Below are 24,416 nucleotides of genomic sequence, written 5' to 3'. Positions count from 1 at the left end.
CTCGCCGAACACGGCCGTGGAAACCTTAAACTGATTCCGTTGTGATGCTAGCCGCATACACGCCGCCCCTATTGTGGGGATCACCACAGTTTCCCTAGCGATCGATAATGTCGTCGCCTAAGGAATCTACCGGGCGCCGGCGCGACGGCCCGAGGGGCCCCGCCCCCGGCCGTGCACGGCCGCGCCCCGGCGCGCGAAGCCCGGTATCGTGACCGGTCGTGACGAAGATGCTGCGGGACCGGCGGATTCTCGCGGCGGCGGCCGCGCTGGCCGTCCTCGCACTCGTCGCCCTGCTCCTGCCCCACCCGTCCGTCGCCGAGGTGCGCGCCTGGGCCGAGGCGGCCGGGCCGCTGCTTCCGCTGCTGTTCTTCCTGATCCACGCCGTGGTGACCGTGGCCCCGTTCCCCCGCACGATCTTCACCCTCAGCGCCGGGGTGCTGTTCGGGTCGGCCACGGGCATCGCGGTGACCGTCGCCGCCACGACCGTCAGCGCCGTGCTGGCGCTGCTGCTGGTGCGTGCGATCGGCCGCGGGGTGGTCGAGGAGCATCTGAGCCACCCCACGGTCCAGGCGGTCGACGAGCGACTGGCGCGGCGAGGCTGGCTGGCGGTGGGGTCGCTGCGGCTGATCGCGCCCCTGCCGTTCGCGGTGGTCAACTACTGCTGCGGGATCTCGTCGGTACGGGTGGCCCCGTACGCGCTGGCCACCGCCGCCGGCATCCTGCCGGGCACGGTAGGGGTGGTCCTGCTCGGCGACGCCCTCACGGGACGCACCCATCCCGCGCTCCTGGGGATCTCGGCGGTGTGCATCGCCGTCGGCGCCTCGGGACTGTGGCTCGAGTCCCGCCTCCCGGCGCCCCGCCCCGCGACCACCACCGTGTCATCAAGCCCTGAAGCTTGATTTTTGCTATTCAAGGCTCCATCCTTGATGAATGTTCGTGTTGACTGTCGATCAGCGCGGCAGCCGACGGGACGTCGACCGGGTCGCGGACCTGCTCGGCGAGCTGCGCGGCGCCGAGCTGCTCCGCCCCTTCGAACGCACCGCCGGCGACGAGGTGCAGGCCGTCGCAGCCGACCCGGCCGTCGTGGTCGATCTCGCCCTCGACCTCGTCCGCCGGGGCCACTGGAGCGTCGGCATCGGCGTCGGGCCCGTCGAGCAGCCCTTGCCCGCGCAGACCCGCGCCGGCCGCGGCCCGGCCTTCGAACATGCCCGCCGCGCCGTCGACCGCGCCAAGAACGCACCCGCCCGGGTCGCGGTGGAGGGACCGGACGCCGCCGCGGCCGCCGACGCGGACGCCGCCCTCACCCTGACGGCGCTGCTGGTGACCCGCCGCTCCGATGCCGGGCACGAGGCCGTCGAACTCGTCCGCCGCGGGCTCACCCAGGCCGAGGCCGCCACGCGGCTCGGCATCAGCACCCAGGCGGTGTCGCAGCGTCTGGCCGCCGCCGGATGGCAGGCCGAACCGGCCGGCCGCGACCTCGCCCGCCGTCTCCTGGAAAGGGCCGATCGTTGACTGTCGTCACCCTGGTTCTGCTCGCCGTCGCCGCGCTGGCCCCGGTCCTGGGTCTGCGCCGCGGCACCCCCGTGTGGCTCGTCGCCGGACTCGCCGCGGCGGCCCTTGCCGGTGCCGCACTCGCCGCGACCGCCACCCCCGCGGTCCGTGGCGTCGCCCTGGCCGCGACCCTCGTGCTCACGACCGCGGCGGCGGTCACCGGCGGCGGCCCCGCCGTGCTGGCCTCGTTCCGCATCGCACGTCGGCAACCCGATGCGGGACCGGTCCCGCCGTCCCCGGCCGGACCCGAACCGCCGCCCGGACCGCTGCGCGGCGGCCGGGTGATCGGCCTGCTGGAGCGGGCGGCGGTCGCCGCCGCGATCCTGGCCGGATGGCCGGAGGGCATCGCCGTCGTGCTCGCGGTCAAGGGCCTCGCGCGTTATCCCGAACTGCGCGAACCCCAGGCCTCGGAGCAGTTCATCATCGGCACCTTCACCAGCGTGCTGTGGGCGATCGCGGTGTGCGGGGTGGGACGGGGCCTGCTCACCTGAGCGGCCGCGCAACCCCGGGATCCGGGTCCCGGGGTTCAGGTCACCGGGTCCAGGTCACTGGGGTTCGCCGTGCCGTTGCCCGGGCTGCGGCTGCACCCATCCGCCCGTGATCGGCTCGGACGGCGGCAACGCCGCCGACGGGGGCTCCCCGCCCCGGCGTTCGGCGCCGGTCGGGTTGTGCACCGCCGGATCGACCGGTTTGCGGGCGACGGCCTCCGCGGCGGCGACGGCCTGCGCGACCTCCGGATCACGCGCGGTGGAGAACCAGTCGGCCACCTCGTCGGTGTCCTCCTCCGGTCGCGGGAGCCGCTCGTCGACCGGGCTGGGCTCGAAGCGGAACACCCCGTCCTCGCCCGGCGCGCCGAGATGCCGGGCGAAGCCCTTGAGGGCGTCCCCGAAGTCGCTCGGCACCATCCACACCTTGTTCGCGTCGCCCTGCGCCATCTGCGGCAGCGTCTGCAGGTACTGGTAGGCGAGCAACTCCGGGGTGGGCCGGCCGGACTTGATCGCCGCGAACACCTTCTCGATGGCCTTCGCCTGACCCTGCGCCTCGAGGTACTTCGCGGCGCGGTCACCCTGAGCGCGCAGGATCCGCGACTGGCGGTCCGCCTCCGCCTCGAGGATGGCCGCCTGCTTGGCACCCTCGGCCGACAGGATCCGGGACTGCTTGTCACCCTCGGCGGTCTTGATCGCCGACTCCCGATGCCCCTCGGCGGTGAGGATCATCGCCCGCTTCTCGCGGTCCGCCTTCATCTGCTTCTCCATCGACTCCTGGATCGACGGAGGCGGATCGATGCTCTTGAGCTCGACCCGGGCCACCCGCAGACCCCAGCGGCCGGTCGCCTCGTCGAGCACCCCGCGCAGCTGGCCGTTGATCGAGTCGCGGGAGGTGAGCGTCTCCTCCAGGGTCATGCCGCCGACCACGTTGCGCAGCGTGGTCACCGTCAACTGCTCCACCGCCGCGATGTAGTTGCTGATCTCGTACACCGCCGCCTGCGGGTTCGTCACCTGGAAGTACACGACCGTGTCGATGCTCAGGGTGAGGTTGTCCTGGGTGATCACCGGTTGCGGCGGGAACGAGACCACCCGCTCGCGCAGATCCACCTTGGCCCGGATCCGGTCCACGAACGGGACCAGGAACGTCAGCTGACCCGACACCGTCCGGTAGTACCGGCCCAGCCGCTCGATCACCGCGGCCTCGGCCTGCGGCACCAGCGCCACCGATTTGACGACCACCAGCGCGACGAACGCCACGACAACGGCGAGCACGATCAGCGCTTCCATCTACGGTCCCTTCCACACGACGGCCGTCGCGCCGTCGATCTGCATCACGGTCACGGTCGTGCCGGGCGGGTACACCTCGGTGACGTCGAGCGGACGCGCCGTCCACACCTCCCCGTCCAGCTTCACCTGCCCGGAATGCGCGGCCACCTCCTCGAGCACCAGCGCCTGCTTGCCCGGCAGGGCGTCCACGTTCGTCGCCTTCGCCGGTGGCAGCGCGTAGCGGCGGCGCAGCACCGGCCGCACCCCGCCCAGCAGCACGAGCGACGAGACCGCGAACACCAACGCGTCGGCCCACACCGGCAGGTCCGTCGCAGCGGACACCCCCGCCGTGGCCAGAGCGGCCGCACCGAGCATCAGCAGGACGAAATCGCCCGTCAACGCCTCCGCGGCGGCGAGCACCAGCCCGGCGATCAGCCAAATCAATGCCGACACGACGCCATCCAACCACAAATCGGACATCCCGGGTGGAACCGCAGGCCAGGGCCGCGGTGCCGTCAGTCCCCGGCGGGCTCGGTGACGAAATCGACGAGCTGCTCGACCGCCCCGATCAGCGGCGCCTCGAGATCGCGGAAGCTCGACACCGCCGAATAGACGCGACGCCACCCGTCCTGCGGGCTGCCCCACCCCAGTGCCCGGCACACCCCGGTCTTCCAGTCCTGTCCACGCGGAATCGTCGGCCACGCCTCGATGCCCAGCGCCTTCGGCCGCACCGCCTGCCACACGTCGACGAACGGATGCCCGGTGACGAGCACGTGCGGCCCCAGATTCGCGGTCAGCCGCTCCTCCTTGGAACCGGCGACGAGGTGGTCGGCGAGCACCCCCACCCGGCGACCGGGACCGGGGGCGAACCCGGCGAGCCGCTCCCCCAGGTTGTCGAGACCCTCGAGCTGTTCGACCACGACACCCTCGACACGCAGATCGTGCCCCCACACCCGTTCCACCAGGGCGGCGTCGTGCACCCCCTCCACCCAGATCCGGCTTCCGCGCGCGACCCGCGCCCGCAGCCCGGCGACCTTCGTCGACCCGGACGCGGACCGGGCGGCGCCGGCCGCCGCGGGGCGCGGCGTGGGCCGCACCAGGGTCACCGGGCGGCCGTCGAGGAGGAACGCCGCCGGACGCAGCGCGAACAACCGGGTGCGCCGCGCGGCGTCCTCGAGCCGGACGAAGTCGCCGTCGTAGGTGTGCTCGAAGCCGACGACCGCACCGCACCACCCGGACGCGGCGTCCTCGACCACGAGGTCCTTCTCGGCAGCCACCTCGGGAACTGCGGGTCTACGGGCGCGCGGATGGCCGGCGAAGATGTCGCCGCCGTACATGTCGGGACTCACCCGCGCCACGTTAGGGCCGCCGCGGCCGCAGCCGCGGGAGGGCACGCCGACGGTCGTGACTGCGCCGTCGGGACGGCGCCTATGCTCGGAAACCGTGAGTTCCCCCGGTCAGACCCTGACGGTGTGGGCCGGTTCCTGGCTGGCCGGACACGCCGCGCCCGACGACGTCCTCGACGCCCTGCACGCCTGGGCGCCGCTGCACCTGGTGGTCTCCCACGACGAGCCCGCCGGCGACGTCTCCGGCGTGCCCGCACGCTCCCCCGTCGACGGCGCCGCCGTGCTGCTCACCGCGCTGCGCCGGGCCGACCCGGCCGGCGCGGACGGGATCCGGCTGGTGCTGCCCGCCCCCGGCGACGTGCGCGGCCTGCCCCCGGGCACCGCGCTGGCCCGCGCCGCGGTCGCGGCCGGCGAGGCGGTGCTCGCGGGCGCACCCGGAACACCCGGTCTCGGCTTCGTCCCCTCCGTGGAGGGCCCGGACGTGCTGCGCTGGACCCTGTTCGCGGTCCCGGCGGTGCCCGAGCCGCCCGCCGAGCCCGGCCTCGGGGAGGCCGAGTTCGCCATGCGCGAGGCGGTGCGGGAGGCCGCGACCAGGGTGGGCGGGGTGCTGACCGTGGGCGCCGGCGGCCGCGCCGCCGATCCCCGGGAGCAGATCGCAGCCGAGATCGCCGAGCATGCGCGGCACCGCTATCCGGAGTCGATGCCCGAACGCGCCGCCCGCATCCTCGACTCGGCCGATCAGGTCGCGGCGATCCTCACCGTCGCCGGCCGCGGCGCGGAACCGGACGCGGCCTCGGCCACCGGGCAGGCGGCGCGGGAGCAGGCGCTGCGCCCGCTGTGGGCCGCCGTGCGCGCCGCCCGCCTCGGGGCGGTGGCGGCCACGGTCCGGGCCGGCCATCACGCCTGACGCACTGCCGGCGACACCCCGCCCGGGACGTCCCCCGGCACGATGGCGCTCTTCTCCGTCCGGATCGCCGCCCGCACCACGATCAGCAGCAGCAACGACACCGCGAACCCGGCCAGCGCGCCGAACTGGCGCAGGTCGAACAGGAACACCTGGGTGACGAGCAGGTTCACCGCGACGGAGGCGTACAGCAGCCGCAGCGCGGACAGATCGCGGTGCCGCGCGAGCTGCCAGAGTCCGGCCACGATCAGCACGGCGCTCACGGCACCGGAGAGTTCGGCGCCGATCTCGGAGATGCCGGCGTCCTCGGCCTCCCACCCCGACCCGGCCAGTACGATCGCCAGTCCGACGAGGGTGTGGGCGGCGTGCACGGCGAACACCACCAGCACGAGCCGGCGGGCCGCGGCGGTCGCCGCCCAGGCCGTGACCCGATGCTCGATCCGGTCCCGGGCCGCGGCGATGCGCCCGTCGAATCCGGTCGTCGCCGCGACCGGCGCGGCCAGCGCGGCCCGTACCGAGCCGGCCAGCTTACGCTGCGCCGGATCCTGAACCCCTGCCAGGACGTCCAGCGCGCGGCGGCGCCCGAGCTCGTCGAGCCGGCCGAGCACGAGATCGGTCAGCGCCTCGAGACCGACGGCGAGGCGCTGCCGGTCGGTCGGGCCGCGCCGCGCCAGTGCCACGCGGGCACCGAGGTAGAACGCGACGAGCACCACGTACATCACGGCCACGGCGGGCCGGAAGAAGTAGTCGACGTCGGTGCTGAGGAACTTGCCGACCTCGTCGAGGAACAGCCCGAAGCCGATCCCCCCGAGCAGCGCGGCGCGCATCCGCACCCGGCTGCCGTGCCGGATCAGGGCGCCGACGAGGGCGACGGCCATGAGCAGCCCACCCCACAGCACGTGCGCGATGTGCAGGGTGCCGCCGCCGATCTGCGGATAGCCGGTCGCGGCGAGGTAGCCGCGGGTGACGAGCACGGTCGCGACGGTGGCGACGAGGAAGACCTCGACGCGGGTGAGGGCGGCGTCGTCGACGGTCATGCCGACATCTTCCCCCGGGTCGTGGCGGCCGAGCCCGATATCGGCGCGACCGCCTGCCCGTCCGGCTCGGGGCACCGGGCAGCACGGTCGGCGAGTCGACCCGGCGCGGCAGGTGGTGGCTGTCGGCCGGAGCCCGCACGCCGGGCCCGCGGGCCGGGCCCGCCCGGTCAGCGGCGCGGCCGTGCCGGGGGCCGGCAGCATTCGGGGGCGCAGAGCTCACCGTTGCACCCGACGCCGAGCAGCGGTTCGGTGCCGCGCCGCACGGGGGCGGCACCGTCGAGGCGTTCGCGCACCAGCTCACGCACCATCTGCACGAACCGCGGGTCGGTGCCGGCGGTGGCGGCGCGGACGAATGCCATGCCGAGTTCCGCGGCCCGGTCGCGCGCCTCGGTGTCGAGATCCCAGACGACCTCGAGGTGGTCGGAGACGAATCCGACCGGCACGACGACGACCGCGTCGATGCCGCGGGCGTGCAGAGCGTCGAGGTGGTCGACGATGTCCGGCTCGAGCCACGGCACCTGCGGGGGTCCGGACCGGGACTGCCACACCAGGTCGTGGTCGCCGGTGCCGGTGGCGGTGGCGACCAGGCGGGCCGCCTCGGCGACCTGCCGGCTGTAGAGGTGCCCACCCAGATCGGGGGGGCCACCGGTGGCGTCGGCGGCGGTGGGCACCGAGTGCGCGGTGAACACCAGGCGCGCCGCGTCGCGACGGTCGGCGGGCAGCTGGGCCCGGGCCGCGGCGACGGCGTCGGCGACGGCGGCGAGGAAGAGCGGATGATCGTAGAAGTGCCGCAGCTTGGTCAGCGCGGGCGCGTCGTCGCCGACGGCGGCGCGGGCGCGGGCGATGTCCTCGTGATACTGCCGGCACCCCGAATAGCCACCCCAGGCCGAGGTCGGGAACACCAGGGCGTTGCGCACCCCGTCGCCGCGCATGGCCGCGACGGTGTCCTCGATCATCGGGTGCCAGTTGCGGTTGCCGAAGTAGATCGGCAGGTCCAGCCCGGCGGCGGCGAAATCCACCTCGAGACGCGCGATGAGGTCGCGGTTGAGGGCGTTGATCGGGGACACACCGCCGAAGTGCAGGTAGTGCTCGGCGACCTCGTCGAGGCGTTCGGGTGGCACCCCCCGCCCGCGGGTGACGTTCTCGAGGAACGGGCGCACGTCGTCCGGCCCTTCCGGGCCGCCGAACGAGAGCACCAGCAGCGCGTCGTACGGCTCGGGGGTACGGGTCATGGCTCGACCCTAGGCGCCGGCACCGAAGCCGACCTGGGAATGGAAGCCCCCGTCGACGTAGACGATCGACCCGGTGGTGCCGGGCAGCCAATCCGAGAGCACCGTGCACACGGTCTTGGCGACGGGCGTCGGATCCTCGACGTCCCAGCCGATCGGGGCAGCCGCGGACCAGCCCTCGTTGAGCCGGTTCATCTCCGCCCCGGGACCGGTGGCGTCGCCGGCGATGGCCTTGGCGGCGAGGGTCTTGATCGGCCCGGCGGCGACGAGGTTGGAACGGATGCCGCGGCCGCCGACCTCCTTGGCGACGTAGCGGTTGACGGACTCGAGGGTGGCCTTGGACACGCCCATCCAGTTGTAGAAGGGCACGGCCCGGGCCGGGTCGAAGTCCATGCCGACCAGGGACGCACCGTCGCTGAGAACGGGCAGCAGCGCCTTGGCCAGTGCGGCGTAGGAGTAGGCGGACACTTCGAGGGCGACGGCGACGTCGGTCCACGGCGCGTCGAGGAACGGGCTGCCGAGGCAGGAGCGGGGCGCGAACCCGATCGAATGCACCACGCCGTCGAGGCCGTCGGGGGCGAGTTCGCGCACCCGGTCGGCGAGGGTGGCGAGATGCTCGGTGTTCTGCACGTCGAGTTCGAGGGCCGGCGGCACCGGCTGCGGCAGCCGCTGCGCGATGCGGTCGATCAGGCGCAGCCGGTCGAAGCCGGTGATGATCACCTTCGCGCCCTGTTCCTGCGCGACCTTCGCGGTGTGGAAGGCGATGGAGGCGTCGGTGATGATGCCGGTGACGAGAATGGTCTTGCCCTCGAGCAGTCCGCCCATGAGTGTGTCGGTCCTCCAGTGAGTTTCGGATGTGGTGGCGTGCGCCGGTGTCAGTGGCCCATGCCGAGGCCGCCGTCGACGGGGATGACCGCGCCGGAGACGTACGCGGAGTCGTCGGACGCGAGGAAGCTGACGACGGCGGCGACGTCCTCGGGTCTGCCGAGACGCTGCAGCGGGATGAACTTCTTCGCGGTGTCGCGGACGTCGTCGGAGAGTTCGGCGGTCATGTCCGTCTCGATGAAGCCGGGCGCGACGACGTTGGCCGTGATCGACCGCGAGCCGAGTTCGCGGGTCACCGAGCGGGCCAGGCCGATGACGCCGGCCTTCGAGGACGCGTAGTTGATCTGCCCCGCCTGACCGGCCATGCCGACGACCGAGCCGAGGAAGATCATCCGGCCCCAGCGCCCTCGCAGCATCGCGCGGTTGGCGCGCTTCGCGCACCGGAACGCACCGGTGAGGTTGGCGTCGACGACCTTCGTGAACTGGTCCTCCGTCATCCGCATCAGCAGCGTGTCGTCGGTGATGCCGGCGTTCGCGACCAGAACCTCGACCGGTCCCTGGTGCTCTTCGACCTCCTTGAACGCGGCGTCGACGGAGTCGCTGTCGGTGACGTCGCAGCGGACGGCGAACAGCCCGTCCGGGGCGCCGGAGCCGCGGTGGGTGACGGCGACCCTGTGGCCGTCCGCCTGCAGGCGGCGGGCGACGGCGAGGCCGATGCCACGGTTGCCACCGGTGACGAGAACCGAGCGGGGGGTGGCCGCGGGGCGCGGCGATCCGGCGGGGCTGCTTGCGTCAGTCATGGGGTCAAACCCTATCTGGTGGCGGTACGGGTCGGTAACAAGGCGCCCCGAGCGGCGGGCGGACCGGCTGCTACGCAGGTCAGGGCAGGCGTTGGCGCAGCAGCAGGGCGGCGCCGACCCCACCGGTGACGGCGAGGACGCCGAGGATCAGCCAGGGGCGGCTGGCGTCCCCGCGGGTGGTCTCGTACCCGATCTGTTCCTCGAGGGTGTTGTAGGCGTCCTCGAGTTCCTGCAGGTTCGATGCGGTGAAGAAGGTGCCGCCGGAGAGATTTGCGATCTCCTTGAGGGACGGGTCGTCCACCGGAACCGGGATGCGTTCGTTCTCGATCGAGACGGTGCCGTACTCGGTGCCGAAGGAGATCGTCGAGACGGGCACGTCCTTGTCCGCGGCCTGCCGGGCGGCGGTGAATCCCCCGCGTGGGTCGTCGGGGCTCTCCGGGACGGTCTGCTTGCCGTCCGAGAGCAGCACGATCCGGGCCGGGGGTGCCTGGTCGCCGCCGCCGAGCACCGCGGCGAGGGTGTCGACGGACTGCAGGGCCGTGAAGATCGCCTCGCCGGTGGCGGTGCGTTCGCTCAGCTGCAGGTTGTCGATCGCGGTCTTGGTGGCCTCCCGGTTGGTGGTGGGCGAGACGAGCACCGACGCGGTGCCGGAGAACGCCACCAGGCCGAGATTGATGCCGGGTGTCAGGTCGTCGGCGAAGGACTTGGCGGCCGCCTGCGCGGCGGCCAGACGGGTCGGCTCGACGTCGGTGGCCTGCATCGACAAGGACACGTCGATCACCAGGACGACGGTGGCGCGGTTGCGCGGGACCCGCTGTTCGGCGGTGGGCCCGGCCGCGGCGACGGTGAGCAACGCGAGACCGGCCAGCAGCAACGCGACCGGGACGTGCCGGCTGCGGCCGGGCCGCTGCGGCGCCACCTTCTCGAGCAGTTCGAAGTTGGTGAACCGCAGCGTGTGCCGCATGCGGCGGCGCTGCACCGCCACGTACCCGGCGGCGAGGGCGAGGACGACGGCCAGGAACAGCAGCCACCACGGCGCGGTGAAGTCGGAGATGCTCACCGGGCCCCCTTCACGGGCGCGCCGAAGCTGTGGCGGCGGGCGGCGACGAACCGGACCACGTCGTCGATCCAGTTGCGGTCGGTGCGCAGGCTCAGCAGGGGGGCGCCGCAGCTGCGGACCGCCCGGCGGACGGCGTCGCGGTGTTCGGTGGCGGCGCGCGCGTAGTCGGCGCGCAGCTGCTCGGTGGTGGTGAACTCGCGGGTGCGCCCGGTTTCGGGGTCGTGCAGCACGACGTCGCCGAGGTCGGGGAGTTCGAGATCGCGGCGGTCGAGGACTTCCACCGCGAGCAGGTCGTGCCGGCCGGAGAGGGCACGCAGCGACCGTTCCCAGTCGAGGGGGCCGAGGAAGTCGCTGACGACGACGACGAGGCCGCGGCGCCGCTGCGGGCGCCGCAGCGACTCGATCAGGCCGCGCAGGTCCCCGCGGGTGCCGTCGGGGGCGTGCGGGGTCGTCGCGATGGCGCGGAGCATCGCCTGCGTGTGCAGCTGGCCGCCGCGGGCGGGCACGCGGCGGGTGTGCGCCCCCGTCCCGACCACCGCGCCGATCCGGTTGCCGCCGCCGCCGGCGAGGTAGCCGACCGCGGCGGCGGCGGCCACGGCGAGGTCCCGCTTCTCACAGACCCCGGTGCCGAAGTCGAGACTGGGCGAGAGGTCGATCGCCAGCCACGTCTCGAGCTCGCGGTCGGCGACGGTCTGCCGCACGTGCGGGTGGGTGGTGCGAGCGGTGACGGACCAGTCCATCTGGCGCACGTCGTCGCCGGGCTGGTACTCGCGGGCGTCGCCGGGCTCGGAGCCGGGGCCCGGGATGAGTCCGAGGTGGTCGCCGTGCAGCACGCCGTCGAGGCGGCGCCGCACCGTCAGCTCGAGGGTTCGCAGCGCCGCAGTCAGGGCGGGGTCACGCAGCTCGCCGGAACGGAAGGTCGGCGGAGTGACCGGGGGGCGTCGGCTCACCGCTGCCCCGCACCGGCCTCCGGCCCGGGCATCCCTGCCGCCGGCGCGGCCGCGACCCCGACCGGCGCCGGGGCGGGGACGGGCGGTTCGGCCTGCGGGGCCACCTGCGGCATGCCGACGGTCTGCAGGATGCGGGCGATGATCTGGTCGGGCGAGACGTCGTCGGCGAGGGCGTCGTAGGACAGCACCAGCCGGTGCCGCAGCACGTCCGGGATGACGTCGACGACGTCCTGGGGCACGACGTAGTCGCGGCCGCGCAGCAGCGCCAGGGCCCGCGCGGCGGAGATGATGCCGAGCGTCGCCCGCGGGGACGCTCCGTAGGCGATCCAGCCGTCGACCTCGGTGAGACCGATCTCGCCGGGAGCGCGGGTGGCGAAGATGACCCGCACCACGTAGTCGACGAGGGCGTGGTGGACGAACACGCGGTTGGCGACCTGCTGCAGGCGGATCAACTCGTCGCTGTCGAGGATCTGCTTGGGTTCGGGTGCCGCCACCCCCATGCGGTAGACGATCTCGCGTTCCTCCTCCACCGTGGGGTAGTCGACGAGGACCTTGAACAGGAACCGGTCGCGCTGCGCCTCCGGCAGCGGATACACGCCCTCGTTCTCGATCGGGTTCTGGGTGGCCATCACCAGGAACGGGTCCGGCATGGGGAAGGTCCGGCCACCGATCGTGACGTGCCGTTCGGCCATCACCTCGAGCAGGGCGGACTGCACCTTCGCCGGGGCACGGTTGATCTCGTCGGCGAGCACGAAGTTCGCCACGACGGGGCCGAGTTCGGTGTCGAAGGCTTCGCGGCCCTGCCGGTAGATGCGGGTGCCGACGAGGTCGGTCGGCACGAGGTCGGGGGTGAACTGCACCCGCGAGAACGATCCGCCGACGACCTTGGCGAACGTCTCGACGGCGAGGGTCTTCGCCACGCCGGGGACTCCCTCGAGCAGCACATGGCCGCGGGCGAGGACGCCGACGAGCATCCGCTCGACGAGCCGGTCCTGACCGACGATCACCCGTTTGACCTCGTAGATGGCCTGTTCGAGCAGCCGCACATCGTGTGCCTGGTCCGACGTGCGGCCCGCCTCCCCGGTCGGGGCGGACGCGGCGGTCTTCGCGTCCGACGTTGCCGTGCCCGACGTGCCACCCTCGCGTGAGGTCACCAAGAATCCACCGCTTTCGCCTCGTTGCTGCTGGAAGTCACCTACCCACACCACTATTCCAGGTGGCGGACGTCGGCGCCGTCGCCGAGCCGGTGCCCGCGGTCACCGGTGTCGGACGAGCCTCCTCCGGCCGGGTGGGAGCAGTGTGTCAGGACACCATCCGTACCACGTACGGGGTCATGCCGTCCCAGCGTACCGGTGAGATCTTCACGTGCGAACCCGACTGCGGGGCTTCGATCATCTGCCCGTCGCCCAGGTACAGGCCCACGTGCTGGCTGGCGTTCGGGCCGTAGAAGATCATGTCGCCGCGGCGCATCTGAGCCGACGGCACCTGCTCGCCGGCGGTGTACTGGTAGCCGGTGTAGTGCGGCAGCGAGATCCCGATCCCGGCGAACGCGTAGATCATCAGCCCGGAGCAGTCGAAGCCGACCTTGTTGTAGTCGCCGTAGCTGTCCGCGACGCCGCCGTCGCGGATGCCGAGGGTCGGACCGTTCTCGTCGCCACCGCCCCACGCGTAAGGCACCCCGATCTGGGACATCGCCCGGTCGATCACCGTCTCGACGGCGGCCGCGCCGGTGAGGGTCGAGCCCCGCTCGGGGCTGGTCCGGGGCCGGCTGCGGGTGGGCGGAGTGGTGGTGGTGTCCTCCTCCACCACCGGGTCGGCGCGGTCGGGACTCGTCGCGTCCTCGGAGCCGGACTCGTCGCTGCCGTCGGTCGACGAGTCGCCCGAGCCGCCGGTGCCCGAGCCGTCGGTGCCCGCACCATCGCTGCCCGAGCCGTCGCTGCCCGAGCCGTCGCTGCCCGAGCCGTCGCTGCCCGAATCGTCGGTGCCCGAGCCGTCGCTGCCCGCACCATCGGTATCGGACCCGCCCGTACCCGACCCGTCCGCGCCGGATCCGTCGGCACCGGATGCGTCGGCACCGGATTCGTCGGCACCGGATTCGTCGGCGTCCGATCCGTCCTGCCCGGACGTGGCGCGCCCAGGCCGGGTCGTGCCGGAGGTCGGCGGCAGCGGCGACTCGAATCCGACCTCGGACTCCCCGGAGTCGGCGGCCGCGGCCTGGGGCCGCACGTAGCCGTCGATCTGGGTGTGGGGGCGCTGCCCGTTGGCCAACTCGGCCGCGCGGGCATTGGCGTCGGCGTCGGCGGCGACGCGCCGGGCGGCGTCGGCCGCCGCCTGCCGCGCGGCAGCCTCGGCCGCCGCCGTCGCGGCCTCCTCGGCCTGCCGCTGCCGATCCCACTCCGCATACTGCGCGCGCTGACCCTCGAGTCCGGTGACGGTGCCGCGGGCCCGGTCGAGTTCGGCCTGCGCCTGTGCGCGGTCCTGTTCGATGCGTTGCTTCTCGGCCGTCTGCGCGGCCAGCGCGGTGCGCGCCTCGCTGATGGCGGCCTCGGCGGCGGCACGACGTTCCTCCGCCGCCGCGGCGGCGGCGTCCGCTTCCTGCTTGCTGGCGCGCGCTCGCGAGTCCCGGTTGGCCTGCTCGGTGCGGGCACGTTCGAGCGCGTCGAGGACGGCGGTGCGGCCCGCGGAGAGCAAACGCATGATCTGGGCGCGGTCGAGCAGATCGTCGGGCCCGGTGGAGCCGATGAACGAGGCGAGCGAGGCGACATTGGTGCCCTGGACGTAGCTGTCGCGGGCGAAGGCGTCGAAGTCCTGCTGGGCCTGCCGGATCCGGGTGCCCGCGTCCTTCAGCGCCTGCTGCGACAGGGTGACGGCGTGGGCGGCGGCGTCGGCGGCGTCGCGGGCGGACTGCAGGTCGACCAGGGCGCGGTTGACGTTCTCCCGTTTGATCGCCACCTGGTTCTCGAGTTCGGCGAGGTGCTGGTCGGCTGCGGCGATGCGGAGGATGAGACCGCCCACCTGGTCCAGCCCGGCGGCGACGGCACCCCCGGCGGCCGCGAGATCGGCATCGCTCGGATTGGGTGGCGGGGGCGGGACCGCCCCGGCGGACGCGGCAGTGCCGGCGATCAGCGAGGCGGCCAGGCCGATGCCGAGGACCAGCCGCGCCGTGCGGGGCAACCGGCGTCTTCGGGGCGTCCGCGACGACTGCCGGGACATCGCCTGCCGTATTCCGCTACGCCTCACATCGCCCTCCCTCGGTCGCGCCGGCGGGACGCACCCGAGCGCAACCGGGAAAGGGGTCGGTGCAGCAGCGATCCACCGCGGACGAGGCCGCGGTTGCACCGCTCGACGGCCCGGCGTCGACTCACGGTTCGCACCGCAACCCGGCACCGGGTATGTGTGACACCCCTTCCCCAAGAGCGCCAAGTGCACCGTACGACACTTCGCACCCCGAGGAAACTCCAGTCACAGAAGACGGAAGCGTACTGAGACCTGTGTCAACGGCCTGAGCTGTGACGACGGCCACAGTCGGGGGCGAAAATTCTCCGTCGCGTCAGCGCGGGATCCGGTCGGCGGCCGCCGTCGTCGTGTCGGTGTCGTGACGGCGACGGACCGCCTTGGCGAGATACGTGGCCCCGGCCGCGCCCGCGACCGCGAGCAGCAGCAGCAGCGTGAGCAACGTCCAGGGCGGCGCGGGCTCGGTGAGAGCGTCGACGAAATTCGACGCCGAGACGACCGGGTCGCCGGTGTAGGTACGGTCCTGCGCGGACTCGAGAACCACCCGATCGATGCTGTCGCTGTGCGCGCCCACCCAGCCGGGGCTGAGCACGAGCACGGTGCCGCCGTCCTCGCCGGCGACGTCCGTGGCGAGGTCGCGCAGCTGCGAATCGAGACGCGGATCGCGGTCGAGCACGACGATGCTCAGGTCGATCCCGTGCTGCTGCGCGCGTTCGACGACGGCGACGAGATCGTCGACGCGCTCCGGGGGTGCCGAGACCTGGTCGTCGGCGAGCTCGGCGAGGACCTGCTCGAGCGAGACGCCCGGCGGGAGGTCGGTGGCCGACGGCGTCAGGACACGTGGCAGGGGCGCAGACATCTCTCTCCGTGGTACTCGACGGCCACCGCTCGTGCGGCGCCGTTCGTACCCTACGCGACGAGGCGATCGCGGCGGCCGGACGCCGGATCGGCGGTTCCGTCCCACCGCTTCACAGGACAAGCGTACTGTTAGACTTGCCGCGAGACGCCTCCGACGCCGTCCGGCCCTGTTCTGCGGCCCGGCCCGGCTGCGGAGCCTCGCTTCGGCCGTCGACACAGCCCCGTCGGCGGCGAGCCTCATCGACGAGTGGAGCTGACGTGAGCACCAGTATTGATTCGTTCGGCGCCAAGGGGACGCTGGAGGTCGGAGAGAACTCGTACGAGATCTTCCGCCTCTCGGCCGTTCCCGGCACCGAGAAGCTGCCCTATGCACTGAAGGTTCTCGCCGAGAACCTGCTGCGCACCGAAGACGGTGCGAACATCACCGCCGATCACATCCGCGCCCTCGCGAACTGGGATCCGTCGGCCGAGCCGAGCGTCGAGATCCAGTTCACTCCCGCCCGGGTGATCATGCAGGACTTCACCGGCGTGCCCTGCGTGGTCGACCTCGCCACCATGCGTGAGGCCGTCACCACCCTCGGCGGCGACCCGAACAAGGTCAACCCGCTCTCCCCCGCCGACATGGTCATCGACCACTCGGTCATTCTCGACGTCTTCGGCCGCGCCGACGCCCTCGAGCGCAACGTCGACCTCGAGTACGAGCGCAACGGCGAGCGCTACCAGTTCCTGCGCTGGGGCCAGGGCGCCTTCGACGACTTCAAGGTCGTTCCCCCGGGCATGGGCATCGTGCACCAGGTCAACATCGAGTACCTGGCCCCCACCGTGATGGTGCGCAACGGCCAGGCCTACCCCGACACCTGCGTCGGCACCGACTCGCACACCACGATGGTCAACGGCCTCGGCGTGCTCGGCTGGGGCGTCGGCGGCATCGAGGCCGAGGCCGCGATGCTCGGCCAGCCGGTCTCGATGCTCATCCCGCGCGTGGTCGGCTTCAAGCTGACCGGCGAGATCCGGCCGGGCGTGACCGCCACCGACGTCGTCCTCACGGTCACCGACATGCTCCGCAAGCACGGCGTCGTCGGCAAGTTCGTCGAGTTCTACGGCGCGGGCGTCGCCGAGGTGCCGCTGGCCAACCGCGCCACCCTGGGCAACATGAGCCCCGAGTTCGGATCCACCGCCGCGATCTTCCCGATCGACGGCGAGACCATCAACTACCTGCGCCTGACCGGCCGCAGCGACGAGCAGCTCGCGCTCGTCGAGGCGTACGCCAAGGAGCAGGGCATGTGGCACGACGCGGACAAGGAGCCCGCCTACTCCGAGTACCTCGAGCTGGACCTGAGCACCGTGGTCCCGTCCATCGCCGGCCCGAAGCGCCCGCAGGACCGCATCCCGCTCACCGAGTCGAAGACCGCCTTCCGCAAGGACATCCACAACTACGTCGAGGAGCAGCACCCCGTCGAGCACACCCAGCTCGACGAGGCCGTCGAGGAGTCCTTCCCGGCGTCCGACCCGGTCGCGCTGTCCTTCGCCGACGACGGTGCCGTCAACGTCCAGTCCGCCGCCAACGGCGCGGACGGCCGGCCCACCAAGCCGGTGCGGGTCGTCTCCGAGGAACGTGGCGAGTTCGTGCTCGACCACGGCGCCGTCGTCGTCGCGGGCATCACCTCGTGCACCAACACCTCGAACCCGTCGGTGATGCTCGGCGCCGCGCTGCTCGCCCGCAACGCCGTCGAGAAGGGCCTGTCGTCGAAGCCGTGGGTCAAGACCAACATGGCACCCGGTTCGCAGGTCGTCTCCGACTACTACGAGAAGGCCGGGCTGTGGCCGTACCTCGAGAAGCTCGGGTTCTACCTCGGTGGCTACGGCTGCACCACGTGCATCGGCAACACCGGGCCGCTGCCGGAGGAGATCTCCAAGGCCGTCAACGACAACGACCTGTCGGTGACCGCCGTGCTCTCCGGTAACCGCAACTTCGAGGGTCGCATCTCCCCCGACGTGAAGATGAACTACCTCGCGTCCCCGCCGCTCGTCATCGCGTACGCCCTGGCGGGCACGATGGACTTCGACTTCGAGACCGATCCGCTCGGACAGGACCAGGACGGCAACGACGTCTTCCTGAAGGACATCTGGCCGTCGGCCCAGGAGATCGACGACACCATCAAGTCGGCGATCAGCCAGGACATGTTCCGCAAGTCCTACGCCGATGTCTTCAAGGGCGATCACCGCTGGCAGAACCTGGAGACCCCGGAGGGCGACACCTTCGCGTGGGACGCGAACTCGACCTACGTCCGCAAGGCTCCGTACTTCGACGGCATGACGATGGATCCGGCTCCGGTCTCCGACATCAAGGGTGCCCGCGTGCTGGCCCTGCTCGGCGATTCGGTCACCACCGACCACATCAGCCCGGCCGGCCCGATCAAGCCCGGCACCCCCGCCGCGCAGTACCTCGACTCCCACGGGGTCGCGCGCAAGGACTACAACTCGCTCGGGTCGCGGCGCGGCAACCACGAGGTGATGATCCGCGGCACGTTCGCGAACATCCGCCTGCAGAACCAGCTGCTCGACGGGGTCTCGGGCGGGTACACCCGCGACTTCACGCAGGACGGTGCTCCGCAGGCGTTCATCTACGACGCCTCGCAGAACTACCAGAAGGCCGGCATCCCGCTGGTCGTCCTGGGCGGCAAGGAGTACGGTTCCGGCTCGTCCCGCGACTGGGCCGCCAAGGGCACCCGCCTGCTCGGTGTCAAGGCGGTCATCACCGAGTCGTTCGAGCGCATCCACCGGTCGAACCTGATCGGCATGGGCGTCATCCCGCTGCAGTTCCCCGCGGGTGAGTCGGCGAAGTCGCTCGGACTCGACGGCACCGAGGTGTTCGACATCGCGGGCATCGAGGAGCTCAACCAGGGCACGACGCCGCGCACGGTGCACGTCACCGCCACCAAGGCGGACGGCAGCACGGTCGAGTTCGACGCGGTCGTGCGCATCGACACCCCCGGCGAGGCGGACTACTACCGCAACGGCGGCATCCTGCAGTACGTGCTGCGCAACATGATCCGGGGCTGACACCCCCCGGATCGGCCGCCCGCACCCGCGGGCGGACCACGCTGTGCACCGGCGGCGGGCTCGGGGCGACTTCGTCTCGGGCCCGCCGTCTCCGCCCCGAAAGGACGTTCGCGGTGCCCAAGGTCAGTGAGGACCACCTCGCCGCGCGCCGGAGACAGATCCTCGCCGGCGCCCGCCGGTGCTTCGCCGAGTTCGGCTACGACGGCGCCACGGTGCGCCGCCTGGAGGACGCCACGGGACTGTCCCGCGGCGCGATCTTCCATCACTTCAAGGACAAGGACGGCCTCTTCCTGGCCCTGGCACAGGAAGACGCCGCGCGGATGGCCGACGTCGCCGCCGAGCAGGGCCTGGTGCAGGTGATGCGCGACATGCTCGCCTCACCCGAGCAGTTCGACTGGCTCGGTACCCGGCTCGAGATCACGCGGCGCCTGCGCACCGACCCGGACTTCGCGAAGGCCTGGACCCAGCACTCCGCGGAGCTGACCAAGGCGACGGTGGGCCGGCTCGAACGGCAACGCGAGGCCGGCCGGCTGCGCGACGACGTGCCGACCGAGGTCGTGCTCAGCTACCTGGACCTGGTTCTCGACGGGCTGATCGCGCGGCTTGCCTCGGGCACCGCCGACGGCGAGCTGGCGGCGGTACTGGACCTGGTCGAGGAGTCCGTGCGGCGCACCGCCGCCGGCTGACCCGGTCAGGTCGAGGCGCGTGCCGCGCTGCGCCGGTTCGGTCCGCCCCGGCCGCGCAGCGCGACGTGGGACTCCACGAGCACGTTGTGCACGAACCCGTAGGAACGGCCCGTTTCCTGCGCCAGCGTCCGGATGCTCGCCCCGGCCTCGTAGCGGCGTTTCAGTTCTGCCTGCAGACGGTCACGCGATTCCCCCGTGACCCGTGTGCCCTTGGTCAGTACGCTCCCGGCGTGCTCGGATTTGCGTGCCATCGGATCCTCCCGTCGGCTCGGCAAGGCCCCGCCTCCCAGGCTAGTTCACGGCGCGGGGCACCGGGAGGAATCGCGCAGGTCCGGGCCGCAGCGGCCGACTCCGGGGCCGCACCGGAGATGCGCCCGCACCCGCCGCGCAGGTCGAAGCTCAGGCGAGCTGGATCAGCTCCAGGTACTCCTGCGACCAGTGGTCCTCGGTGCCGTCCGGAAGAAGGATGACGCGCTCCGGATCGAGCGCTTCGGCGGCCCCGGGATCGTGGGTGACGAGCACGACCGCACCGGCGTAGCTGCGCAGCGCGTCGAGCACCTGTTCCCGCGAGACCGGGTCCAGGTTGTTGGTCGGCTCGTCGAGCAGCAACACGTTCGCCGCGGAGGATACGAGCCCGGCCAGCGCCAGGCGGGTCTTCTCGCCACCGGACAGCGTCCCGGCGGGCTGGTCGAGCTGGGGGCCGGTGAACATGAACGCCCCGAGCAGCCCCCGCAGGTCCTGCTCCCCGGCGTCCGGTGCCGCGTGCCGGATGTTCTCCCACACTGTCGCATCGTCGTCGAGGGTGTCGTGCTCCTGGGCGAAGTATCCGATCTTCAGGCCGTGTCCGGGCACCAGCCCGCCCGCGTCCGGGGTCTCGACCCCCGCGAGCAGCCGCAGCAGCGTGGTCTTGCCGGCACCGTTGAGGCCGAGCACGACGACGCGGCTGCCCCGGTCGATCGCCAGGTCCACGCCGGTGAAGATCTCCAGCGAGCCGTACACCTTCGTCAGGCTCTCGGCGGTGAGCGGGGTCTTGCCGCACGGCGCCGGGTCCGGGAACCGGATCTTGGCCACCTTGTCGGCCACCCGCACCTCGTCGAGTTCGGCGAGCAGCTTGTCGGCGCGCTTGGCCATGTTCTGCGCGGCGACGGCCTTGGTGGCCTTCGCGCCGAGCTTGGCCGCCTGTTGACGCAACGCGGACGCCTTCTTCTCGGCGTTGGCACGTTCGCGGCGACGGCGCGCCTCGTCGGTGGCCCGCGCGTCGAGGTACTTCTTCCAGCCCATGTTGTAGATGTCGGCCTCACCGCGCACCGCGTCGAGGAACCACACCTTGTTCACGACGTCGGCGAGCAGGTCCACGTCGTGGCTGATGACGACCAGCCCGCCGTCGTGGTTCTGCAGGAATCCGCGCAACCAGGTGATCGAGTCGGCGTCGAGGTGGTTGGTGGGCTCGTCGAGCAGCAGGGTGGTGGCGGACTTGCCGGAACCGTCGGAGGCGGCGAACAGGATGCGGGCCAGTTCGACGCGGCGGCGCTGGCCGCCCGACAGGGTGCGCAGCGGCTGGCCCAGCACCCGGTCCGGCAGGCCGAGGCTGGTGCAGATGCGGGCCGCCTCGGATTCGGCCTCGTACCCGCCGAGGGCCGAGAAGCGTTCCTCGAGCGACCCGTACTTGCGCACCGCCCGGTCGCGGACGTTCTCGTCGACGGCCTCGGCCATGACGGCCTGCTGCTTCTCCATCGCCCGCAGGATCTCGTCGAGGCCGCGGGCGGAGAGCACGCGGTCCTTGGCGAGCACGTCGAGGTTGCCCTCGCGGGGGTCCTGCGGCAGGTACCCCAGGTCACCGGAGCGGACGACGGCACCCGCGTACGGCTCCCCCTCCCCCGCGAGGATGCGCAGGGTGGTGGTCTTGCCGGCGCCGTTGCGTCCGACCAACCCGATCCGGTCGCCCGGCTGCACCCGCAGCGCCGGTCCCGGCGCCGAGAGCAGCGTCCGCACGCCGGCGCGGACTTCCAGATCGGTGGCGGTGATCACGCGTGGGACTCCTCAGGGATGTTTCGGATCGGTTGCCGATGATGCCGCAGGGGCAGGCGCACGAACCATTCATTTTACCGTCCGCAGCGCCGACTCCCGACGTGAGATGCGCTACGTTCCCCGGCATGACGACTTCCCCCCTATATCCCGCCGGCTCGGACCTGACGGGCCGGACGGCACTGGTGACCGGAGCGAGCCGCGGGATCGGCAAGGCGATCGCCGCGGCGCTGCTCGCCCGCGGCGCGAACGTGGCCCTCACGGCCCGCAAGGCCGAGCCGCTCGCCGAGGCCGCCGGCGAGCTGCGCGCCATCGGTCACCGCGGACGGGTGCTCGAGCTGCCCGGCAACGCCGGGGACGCCGAGGCCCGCGCCGAGGCGGTGCGGCGCACCGTCACCGAGCTCGGCACCCTGGACATCCTGATCAACAACACCGGCATCAACCCCGTCTTCGGGGCGCTGATGGACGCCGACCTCGACGCCGTCCGCAAGATCTTCGACGTCAACGTCGTCGCCGCGCTGGGATTCGTGCAGCAGGCCTACCGCGCATGGATGGGTGAGCACGGCGGGTCCGTGGTCAACATCGCGAGCGTGGCGGGCCTGCGGTCGACCGGGGTGATCGCCGCGTACGGGGCTTCGAAGGCGGCGCTGATCCGGCTGACCGAGGAGCTGGCCTGGCAGCTCGGCCCGGGCGTGCGCGTCAACGCGGTGGCGCCCGGGGTGGTGAAGACGAAGTTCGCGGCCGCACTCGTCGCCGACGGCGAGGACAGCGCCGCCGCCCGGTACCCCATGCGCCGGCTCGGCACCCCCGCCGACGTCGCCGAACTGGTCGCCTTCCTCGTCTCGGATGCGGCCGGGTGGATCACCGGGGAGACTGTGCGGGTGGACGGTGGACTGCTGGCGACGGGAGCGATGTAGCGGGTGATCGACGCGAAGGTGATCGATGCGGAGGTGATCGTCGTCGGGCTCGGGCCCGCCGGGCGCGCGCTGGCCCACCGCGCCGCCGCGGCCGGTCTCGACGTGCTCGCGGTGGATCCGCGGCCGGACCGGCCGTGGACGGCGACCTACGCGGCGTGGCTCGACGAGTTGCCTCCCTGGCTGCCCGAGTCGGTACTCGCGGCGCGGGTGGCGGAACCGTCGGCGTGGACCGTGCGGCCGCACCGAATTCCGCGCCCCTACGGTGTTTTCGACACATCGGCACTGCAGCGAAGTCTGTCGCTGGACGGCGTGCGGGTCTGCACCGCCCGGGCGGACGTCGTCGCCGCCGACCACGTCGTCCTCGCGGACGGTGCGGCGCTGCGCGCGCGGGCCGTGATCGACGCGCGCGGGGTGCCTGCCCACCGCTCCCGCGCCCAGCAGACCGCCTTCGGCGTGATCGTCGACACCGCGACCGCTGCACCCGCGCTGCAGGGTCGCGACGCCTGGTTCATGGACTGGCGGCGCGACAACCGCACCGACTCGGGGGATGCGCCGTCGTTCCTGTACGCGGTGCCGCTCGGGCAGGACCGGATGCTGCTCGAGGAGACCTGCCTGGTGGGCCGGCCGGCGCTACCCCTCCCCGAGCTGCGGCGGCGACTCGAGGTCCGGCTCGCCGCGCGCGGGGTCGAACTGAGCGGATCGGAGCCCGTCGAGCGGGTGCGGTTCGGGGTGCAGCCGCCGCCGGAATCGACGCGCGGGGTGGCCCGGTTCGGGGCCCGCGGCGGTCTGATGCACCCGGGCACCGGGTACGCGGTGGCGGCCTCGCTGGCGGCGGCCGATCCCGTGGCGCACGCGCTCGCCGGGGGCCGCAAGGCCACGGCGGCGTTGTGGTCGCCCTCGGCGCGGGCGGTCGCGCAGTTGCGCGCCTCGGGGCTGCGGGTGCTGCTGAAACTGCACCCGGAACAGACCCCGGCGTTCTTCGCCGGGTTCTTCACGCTGCCGCCCGAGCGTCAGCGCTCCTACCTGTCCGGTCGCACCGACCTCGGCGGGACGGTGGCGGCGATGACCCGGATGTTCACGACGGGCTCGCCGGCCCTGCGCGGGGCCATGCTGCGCGCCCTGTGGTGACGAGTTCGCCGGGTTCCGCGCGGCGGACGCCGATCTCGATCATGATGGAACCATGCGTTCGATCTGGAAGGGTGCCATCGCGTTCGGACTGGTGAACGTGCCGGTGAAGGTCTACTCCGCCACGGAGAGCCACGACATCCGGTTCCACCAGGTGCATGCGAAGGACGGCGGCCGGATCAAGTACGACCGTGTCTGCACCGAATGCGGCGAGTCGGTGCCCTACGCCGAGATCGACAAGGCCTACGACTCCGACGAGGGCGTCCGGGTCGTGCTCACCGACGAGGACTTCGACAAGCTGCCCGTCGCGGAGAAGCACGAGATCCCGGTGCTGCAGTTCGTCCCGTCGGAGCAGATCGACCCGATCTTCTTCGAGAAGTCCTACTACCTCGAGCCGGACTCGTCGTCGCCGAAGGCGTACACGCTGCTCGCCGAGACGCTCACCCAGACCGATCGCACCGCGCTCGTGCACTTCACGCTGCGCCAACGCACCCGGCTGGCGGCACTGCGCAACCGGGACGGCGTGCTCGTGCTGCAGACCCTGCTGTGGCCGGACGAGGTGCGGTCGGTGTCGTTCCCGGTGCTCGACGACGCGGAGCCGCCGAAGCAGAAGGAAATGGCGATGGCGGAGATGCTCGTCGAGTCGATGGCCGACGATTTCCGGCCGGACGAGTTCACCGACGAGTACCAGGCCGAGCTGCGGTCGCTGATCGACGACATCATCGCCCGGGGCGGCGAGAAGGTGCTGCCGGTGACCCCGGCGGGCGAACCCGCGGCCGAGGACGCCGAGGTGCTGGATCTGGTGGCTGCGCTGCAGCGCAGCGTGGACGCCGCGTCCGGTGAGAAGAAGGAGGAGGAGGCTGCGCCGGGCCGCGGCTCGGCGGCGAAGAAGTCACCCGCCCGCAAGAGCGCCGCGAAGAAGACTCCGGCGAAGAAAACCGCCGCGAAGTCCGGCGGCACGTCGGCCGCGAAGAAGACGGCGGCAACCAAGTCGAGCGCGAAGAAGTCCACCGCCCGCAAGCGGGCCTGAGGCCCCGGCACCGGCCGGGGCC

The 24,416-nt window shown here is 72.3% G+C and carries 23 protein-coding genes; 9 read left to right on the top strand and 14 right to left on the bottom strand.

Translation table 11 applies throughout. The annotated features are described in order from the left end of the window. Positions 1–218: 218 nt before the first annotated feature. The 3 genes from QNA09_RS11025 to QNA09_RS11015 are packed head-to-tail and all read left to right on the top strand — an operon-like array spanning position 219 to position 2,042. Entirely contained in the window at positions 219–899 is a 681-nt protein-coding gene (locus QNA09_RS11025) for a TVP38/TMEM64 family protein (RefSeq protein WP_119699780.1), read from the top strand. Positions 900–930: 31 nt separating this feature from the next. Further along, positions 931–1,512: a hypothetical protein gene (locus tag QNA09_RS11020; RefSeq protein ID WP_010595051.1), complete on the top strand. Its 582-nt coding sequence runs from the start codon at positions 931–933 to the stop codon at positions 1,510–1,512. Further along, on the top strand, positions 1,509–2,042 hold the full coding sequence (locus QNA09_RS11015) for a hypothetical protein (protein ID WP_040271564.1): 534 nt from the start codon (positions 1,509–1,511) through the stop codon (positions 2,040–2,042). The genes QNA09_RS11020 and QNA09_RS11015 overlap by 4 nt, the downstream gene beginning before the upstream one ends. A gap of 54 nt (positions 2,043–2,096) precedes the next feature. Here the strand turns inward: QNA09_RS11015 and QNA09_RS11010 are convergent, their stop codons facing one another. The 3 genes from QNA09_RS11010 to QNA09_RS11000 all read right to left on the bottom strand — a co-directional run bounded on the left by QNA09_RS11010 (position 2,097) and on the right by QNA09_RS11000 (position 4,642). Beyond that, complete coding sequence (locus QNA09_RS11010; protein WP_010595054.1) at positions 2,097–3,326, bottom strand: SPFH domain-containing protein; 1,230 nt, start codon at positions 3,324–3,326, stop codon at positions 2,097–2,099. Further along, positions 3,327–3,758, bottom strand: coding sequence for an NfeD family protein (locus tag QNA09_RS11005; protein WP_003934930.1), 432 nt, complete (start codon positions 3,756–3,758; stop codon positions 3,327–3,329). It abuts the gene before it with no gap. A gap of 62 nt (positions 3,759–3,820) precedes the next feature. Next, a complete protein-coding gene (locus QNA09_RS11000; RefSeq protein WP_119699778.1) occupies positions 3,821–4,642 on the bottom strand; it encodes a DUF3097 domain-containing protein in 822 nt (273 codons plus the stop codon). A gap of 106 nt (positions 4,643–4,748) precedes the next feature. Between QNA09_RS11000 and QNA09_RS10995 the strand changes: the two genes are divergently transcribed. Then, positions 4,749–5,558 carry a hypothetical protein gene (locus QNA09_RS10995; protein ID WP_010595056.1) on the top strand — a complete coding sequence of 270 codons (810 nt, stop codon included), beginning with the start codon at positions 4,749–4,751 and terminating at the stop codon, positions 5,556–5,558. On the opposite strand, the gene QNA09_RS10990 is transcribed toward QNA09_RS10995, so the two are convergent. From QNA09_RS10990 to QNA09_RS10950, 9 genes are all read right to left on the bottom strand, one after another. After that, positions 5,549–6,592 carry a hypothetical protein gene (locus QNA09_RS10990; protein WP_119699777.1) on the bottom strand — a complete coding sequence of 348 codons (1,044 nt, stop codon included), beginning with the start codon at positions 6,590–6,592 and terminating at the stop codon, positions 5,549–5,551. The two genes, QNA09_RS10995 and QNA09_RS10990, sit on opposite strands and share 10 nt — an antisense overlap. 167 nt (positions 6,593–6,759) lie before the next feature. Beyond that, positions 6,760–7,824, bottom strand: coding sequence for a ferrochelatase (locus QNA09_RS10985; protein WP_010595058.1), 1,065 nt, complete (start codon positions 7,822–7,824; stop codon positions 6,760–6,762). 9 nt (positions 7,825–7,833) lie between these two features. After that, on the bottom strand, positions 7,834–8,646 hold the full coding sequence (inhA, locus tag QNA09_RS10980; protein ID WP_017682356.1) for an NADH-dependent enoyl-ACP reductase InhA: 813 nt from the start codon (positions 8,644–8,646) through the stop codon (positions 7,834–7,836). A gap of 50 nt (positions 8,647–8,696) precedes the next feature. Continuing rightward, complete coding sequence (fabG1, locus tag QNA09_RS10975; RefSeq protein WP_010595061.1) at positions 8,697–9,446, bottom strand: 3-oxoacyl-ACP reductase FabG1; 750 nt, start codon at positions 9,444–9,446, stop codon at positions 8,697–8,699. 79 nt (positions 9,447–9,525) lie between these two features. Continuing rightward, the gene (locus tag QNA09_RS10970) at positions 9,526–10,506 is read right to left on the bottom strand and encodes a VWA domain-containing protein (protein ID WP_010595062.1); all 981 of its coding nucleotides are present in this window, start codon (positions 10,504–10,506) and stop codon (positions 9,526–9,528) included. Further along, complete coding sequence (locus QNA09_RS10965) at positions 10,503–11,456, bottom strand: DUF58 domain-containing protein (protein ID WP_010595063.1); 954 nt, start codon at positions 11,454–11,456, stop codon at positions 10,503–10,505. The genes QNA09_RS10970 and QNA09_RS10965 overlap by 4 nt, the downstream gene beginning before the upstream one ends. Further along, positions 11,453–12,610 (bottom strand): MoxR family ATPase, encoded by a 1,158-nt coding sequence (locus QNA09_RS10960; RefSeq protein ID WP_010595064.1) that lies wholly within the window; start codon positions 12,608–12,610, stop codon positions 11,453–11,455. Before QNA09_RS10960 ends, QNA09_RS10965 begins: the two co-directional genes overlap by 4 nt. Before the next feature lie 148 nt (positions 12,611–12,758). Further along, positions 12,759–14,669, bottom strand: coding sequence for an NlpC/P60 family protein (locus tag QNA09_RS10955; protein ID WP_119699776.1), 1,911 nt, complete (start codon positions 14,667–14,669; stop codon positions 12,759–12,761). A gap of 337 nt (positions 14,670–15,006) precedes the next feature. Beyond that, on the bottom strand, positions 15,007–15,549 hold the full coding sequence (locus QNA09_RS10950) for a DUF6676 family protein (RefSeq protein ID WP_040271555.1): 543 nt from the start codon (positions 15,547–15,549) through the stop codon (positions 15,007–15,009). 257 nt (positions 15,550–15,806) lie between these two features. On the opposite strand from QNA09_RS10950, the gene acnA reads away from it, so the two are divergent. Both acnA and QNA09_RS10940 read left to right on the top strand, forming a co-directional pair. Then, positions 15,807–18,611 carry an aconitate hydratase AcnA gene (acnA, locus tag QNA09_RS10945; protein WP_119699775.1) on the top strand — a complete coding sequence of 935 codons (2,805 nt, stop codon included), beginning with the start codon at positions 15,807–15,809 and terminating at the stop codon, positions 18,609–18,611. A gap of 113 nt (positions 18,612–18,724) precedes the next feature. After that, a complete protein-coding gene (locus QNA09_RS10940) occupies positions 18,725–19,297 on the top strand; it encodes a TetR/AcrR family transcriptional regulator (RefSeq protein ID WP_010595069.1) in 573 nt (190 codons plus the stop codon). Between the two features lie 5 nt (positions 19,298–19,302). Here QNA09_RS10940 and QNA09_RS10935 read toward each other — a convergent pair whose 3' ends face one another. Both QNA09_RS10935 and QNA09_RS10930 read right to left on the bottom strand, forming a co-directional pair. Continuing rightward, a complete protein-coding gene (locus tag QNA09_RS10935) occupies positions 19,303–19,548 on the bottom strand; it encodes a helix-turn-helix domain-containing protein (RefSeq protein ID WP_010595070.1) in 246 nt (81 codons plus the stop codon). 148 nt (positions 19,549–19,696) lie between these two features. Further along, positions 19,697–21,325: an ABC-F family ATP-binding cassette domain-containing protein gene (locus QNA09_RS10930; RefSeq protein WP_010595071.1), complete on the bottom strand. Its 1,629-nt coding sequence runs from the start codon at positions 21,323–21,325 to the stop codon at positions 19,697–19,699. A gap of 125 nt (positions 21,326–21,450) precedes the next feature. On the opposite strand from QNA09_RS10930, the gene QNA09_RS10925 reads away from it, so the two are divergent. From QNA09_RS10925 to QNA09_RS10915, 3 genes are read left to right on the top strand one after another with little or no spacing between them, the layout of a single operon-like run. Then, the gene (locus QNA09_RS10925) at positions 21,451–22,239 is read left to right on the top strand and encodes an SDR family oxidoreductase (RefSeq protein WP_040271551.1); all 789 of its coding nucleotides are present in this window, start codon (positions 21,451–21,453) and stop codon (positions 22,237–22,239) included. A 3-nt stretch (positions 22,240–22,242) separates the two neighbouring features. After that, a complete protein-coding gene (locus tag QNA09_RS10920) occupies positions 22,243–23,367 on the top strand; it encodes a lycopene cyclase family protein (RefSeq protein ID WP_119699774.1) in 1,125 nt (374 codons plus the stop codon). Positions 23,368–23,419: 52 nt separating this feature from the next. Beyond that, positions 23,420–24,394 carry a Ku protein gene (locus QNA09_RS10915; protein ID WP_059174634.1) on the top strand — a complete coding sequence of 325 codons (975 nt, stop codon included), beginning with the start codon at positions 23,420–23,422 and terminating at the stop codon, positions 24,392–24,394. The last annotated feature ends 22 nt before the right edge of the window (positions 24,395–24,416 follow it).

The organism is Rhodococcus sp. AH-ZY2, from assembly GCF_030916465.1.
Classification (GTDB): Bacteria; Actinomycetota; Actinomycetes; order Mycobacteriales; family Mycobacteriaceae; genus Rhodococcus; species Rhodococcus ruber.
The sequence above is the reverse complement of the archived record's forward strand: the minus strand, read 5'-3'. Positions and strand labels throughout refer to the sequence as shown.

Bases quoted from the DNA above. Each gene is read 5' to 3' on its own strand.
- QNA09_RS11000 (WP_119699778.1), bottom strand. From the start codon at position 4,642: ATGTACGGCGGCGACATCTTCGCCGGCCATCCGCGCGCCCGTAGACCC.
- fabG1 (WP_010595061.1), bottom strand. From the start codon at position 9,446: ATGACTGACGCAAGCAGCCCCGCCGGATCGCCGCGCCCCGCGGCCACC.
- QNA09_RS10955 (WP_119699776.1), bottom strand. From the start codon at position 14,669: ATGTCCCGGCAGTCGTCGCGGACGCCCCGAAGACGCCGGTTGCCCCGC.
- QNA09_RS10935 (WP_010595070.1), bottom strand. From the start codon at position 19,548: ATGGCACGCAAATCCGAGCACGCCGGGAGCGTACTGACCAAGGGCACA.
- QNA09_RS10915 (WP_059174634.1), top strand. From the start codon at position 23,420: ATGCGTTCGATCTGGAAGGGTGCCATCGCGTTCGGACTGGTGAACGTG.
- QNA09_RS10950 (WP_040271555.1), bottom strand. From the start codon at position 15,549: ATGTCTGCGCCCCTGCCACGTGTCCTGACGCCGTCGGCCACCGACCTC.
- inhA (WP_017682356.1), bottom strand. From the start codon at position 8,646: ATGGGCGGACTGCTCGAGGGCAAGACCATTCTCGTCACCGGCATCATC.
- QNA09_RS11010 (WP_010595054.1), bottom strand. From the start codon at position 3,326: ATGGAAGCGCTGATCGTGCTCGCCGTTGTCGTGGCGTTCGTCGCGCTG.
- QNA09_RS11020 (WP_010595051.1), top strand. From the start codon at position 931: ATGTTCGTGTTGACTGTCGATCAGCGCGGCAGCCGACGGGACGTCGAC.
- QNA09_RS10990 (WP_119699777.1), bottom strand. From the start codon at position 6,592: ATGACCGTCGACGACGCCGCCCTCACCCGCGTCGAGGTCTTCCTCGTC.
- QNA09_RS10985 (WP_010595058.1), bottom strand. From the start codon at position 7,824: ATGACCCGTACCCCCGAGCCGTACGACGCGCTGCTGGTGCTCTCGTTC.
- QNA09_RS10925 (WP_040271551.1), top strand. From the start codon at position 21,451: ATGACGACTTCCCCCCTATATCCCGCCGGCTCGGACCTGACGGGCCGG.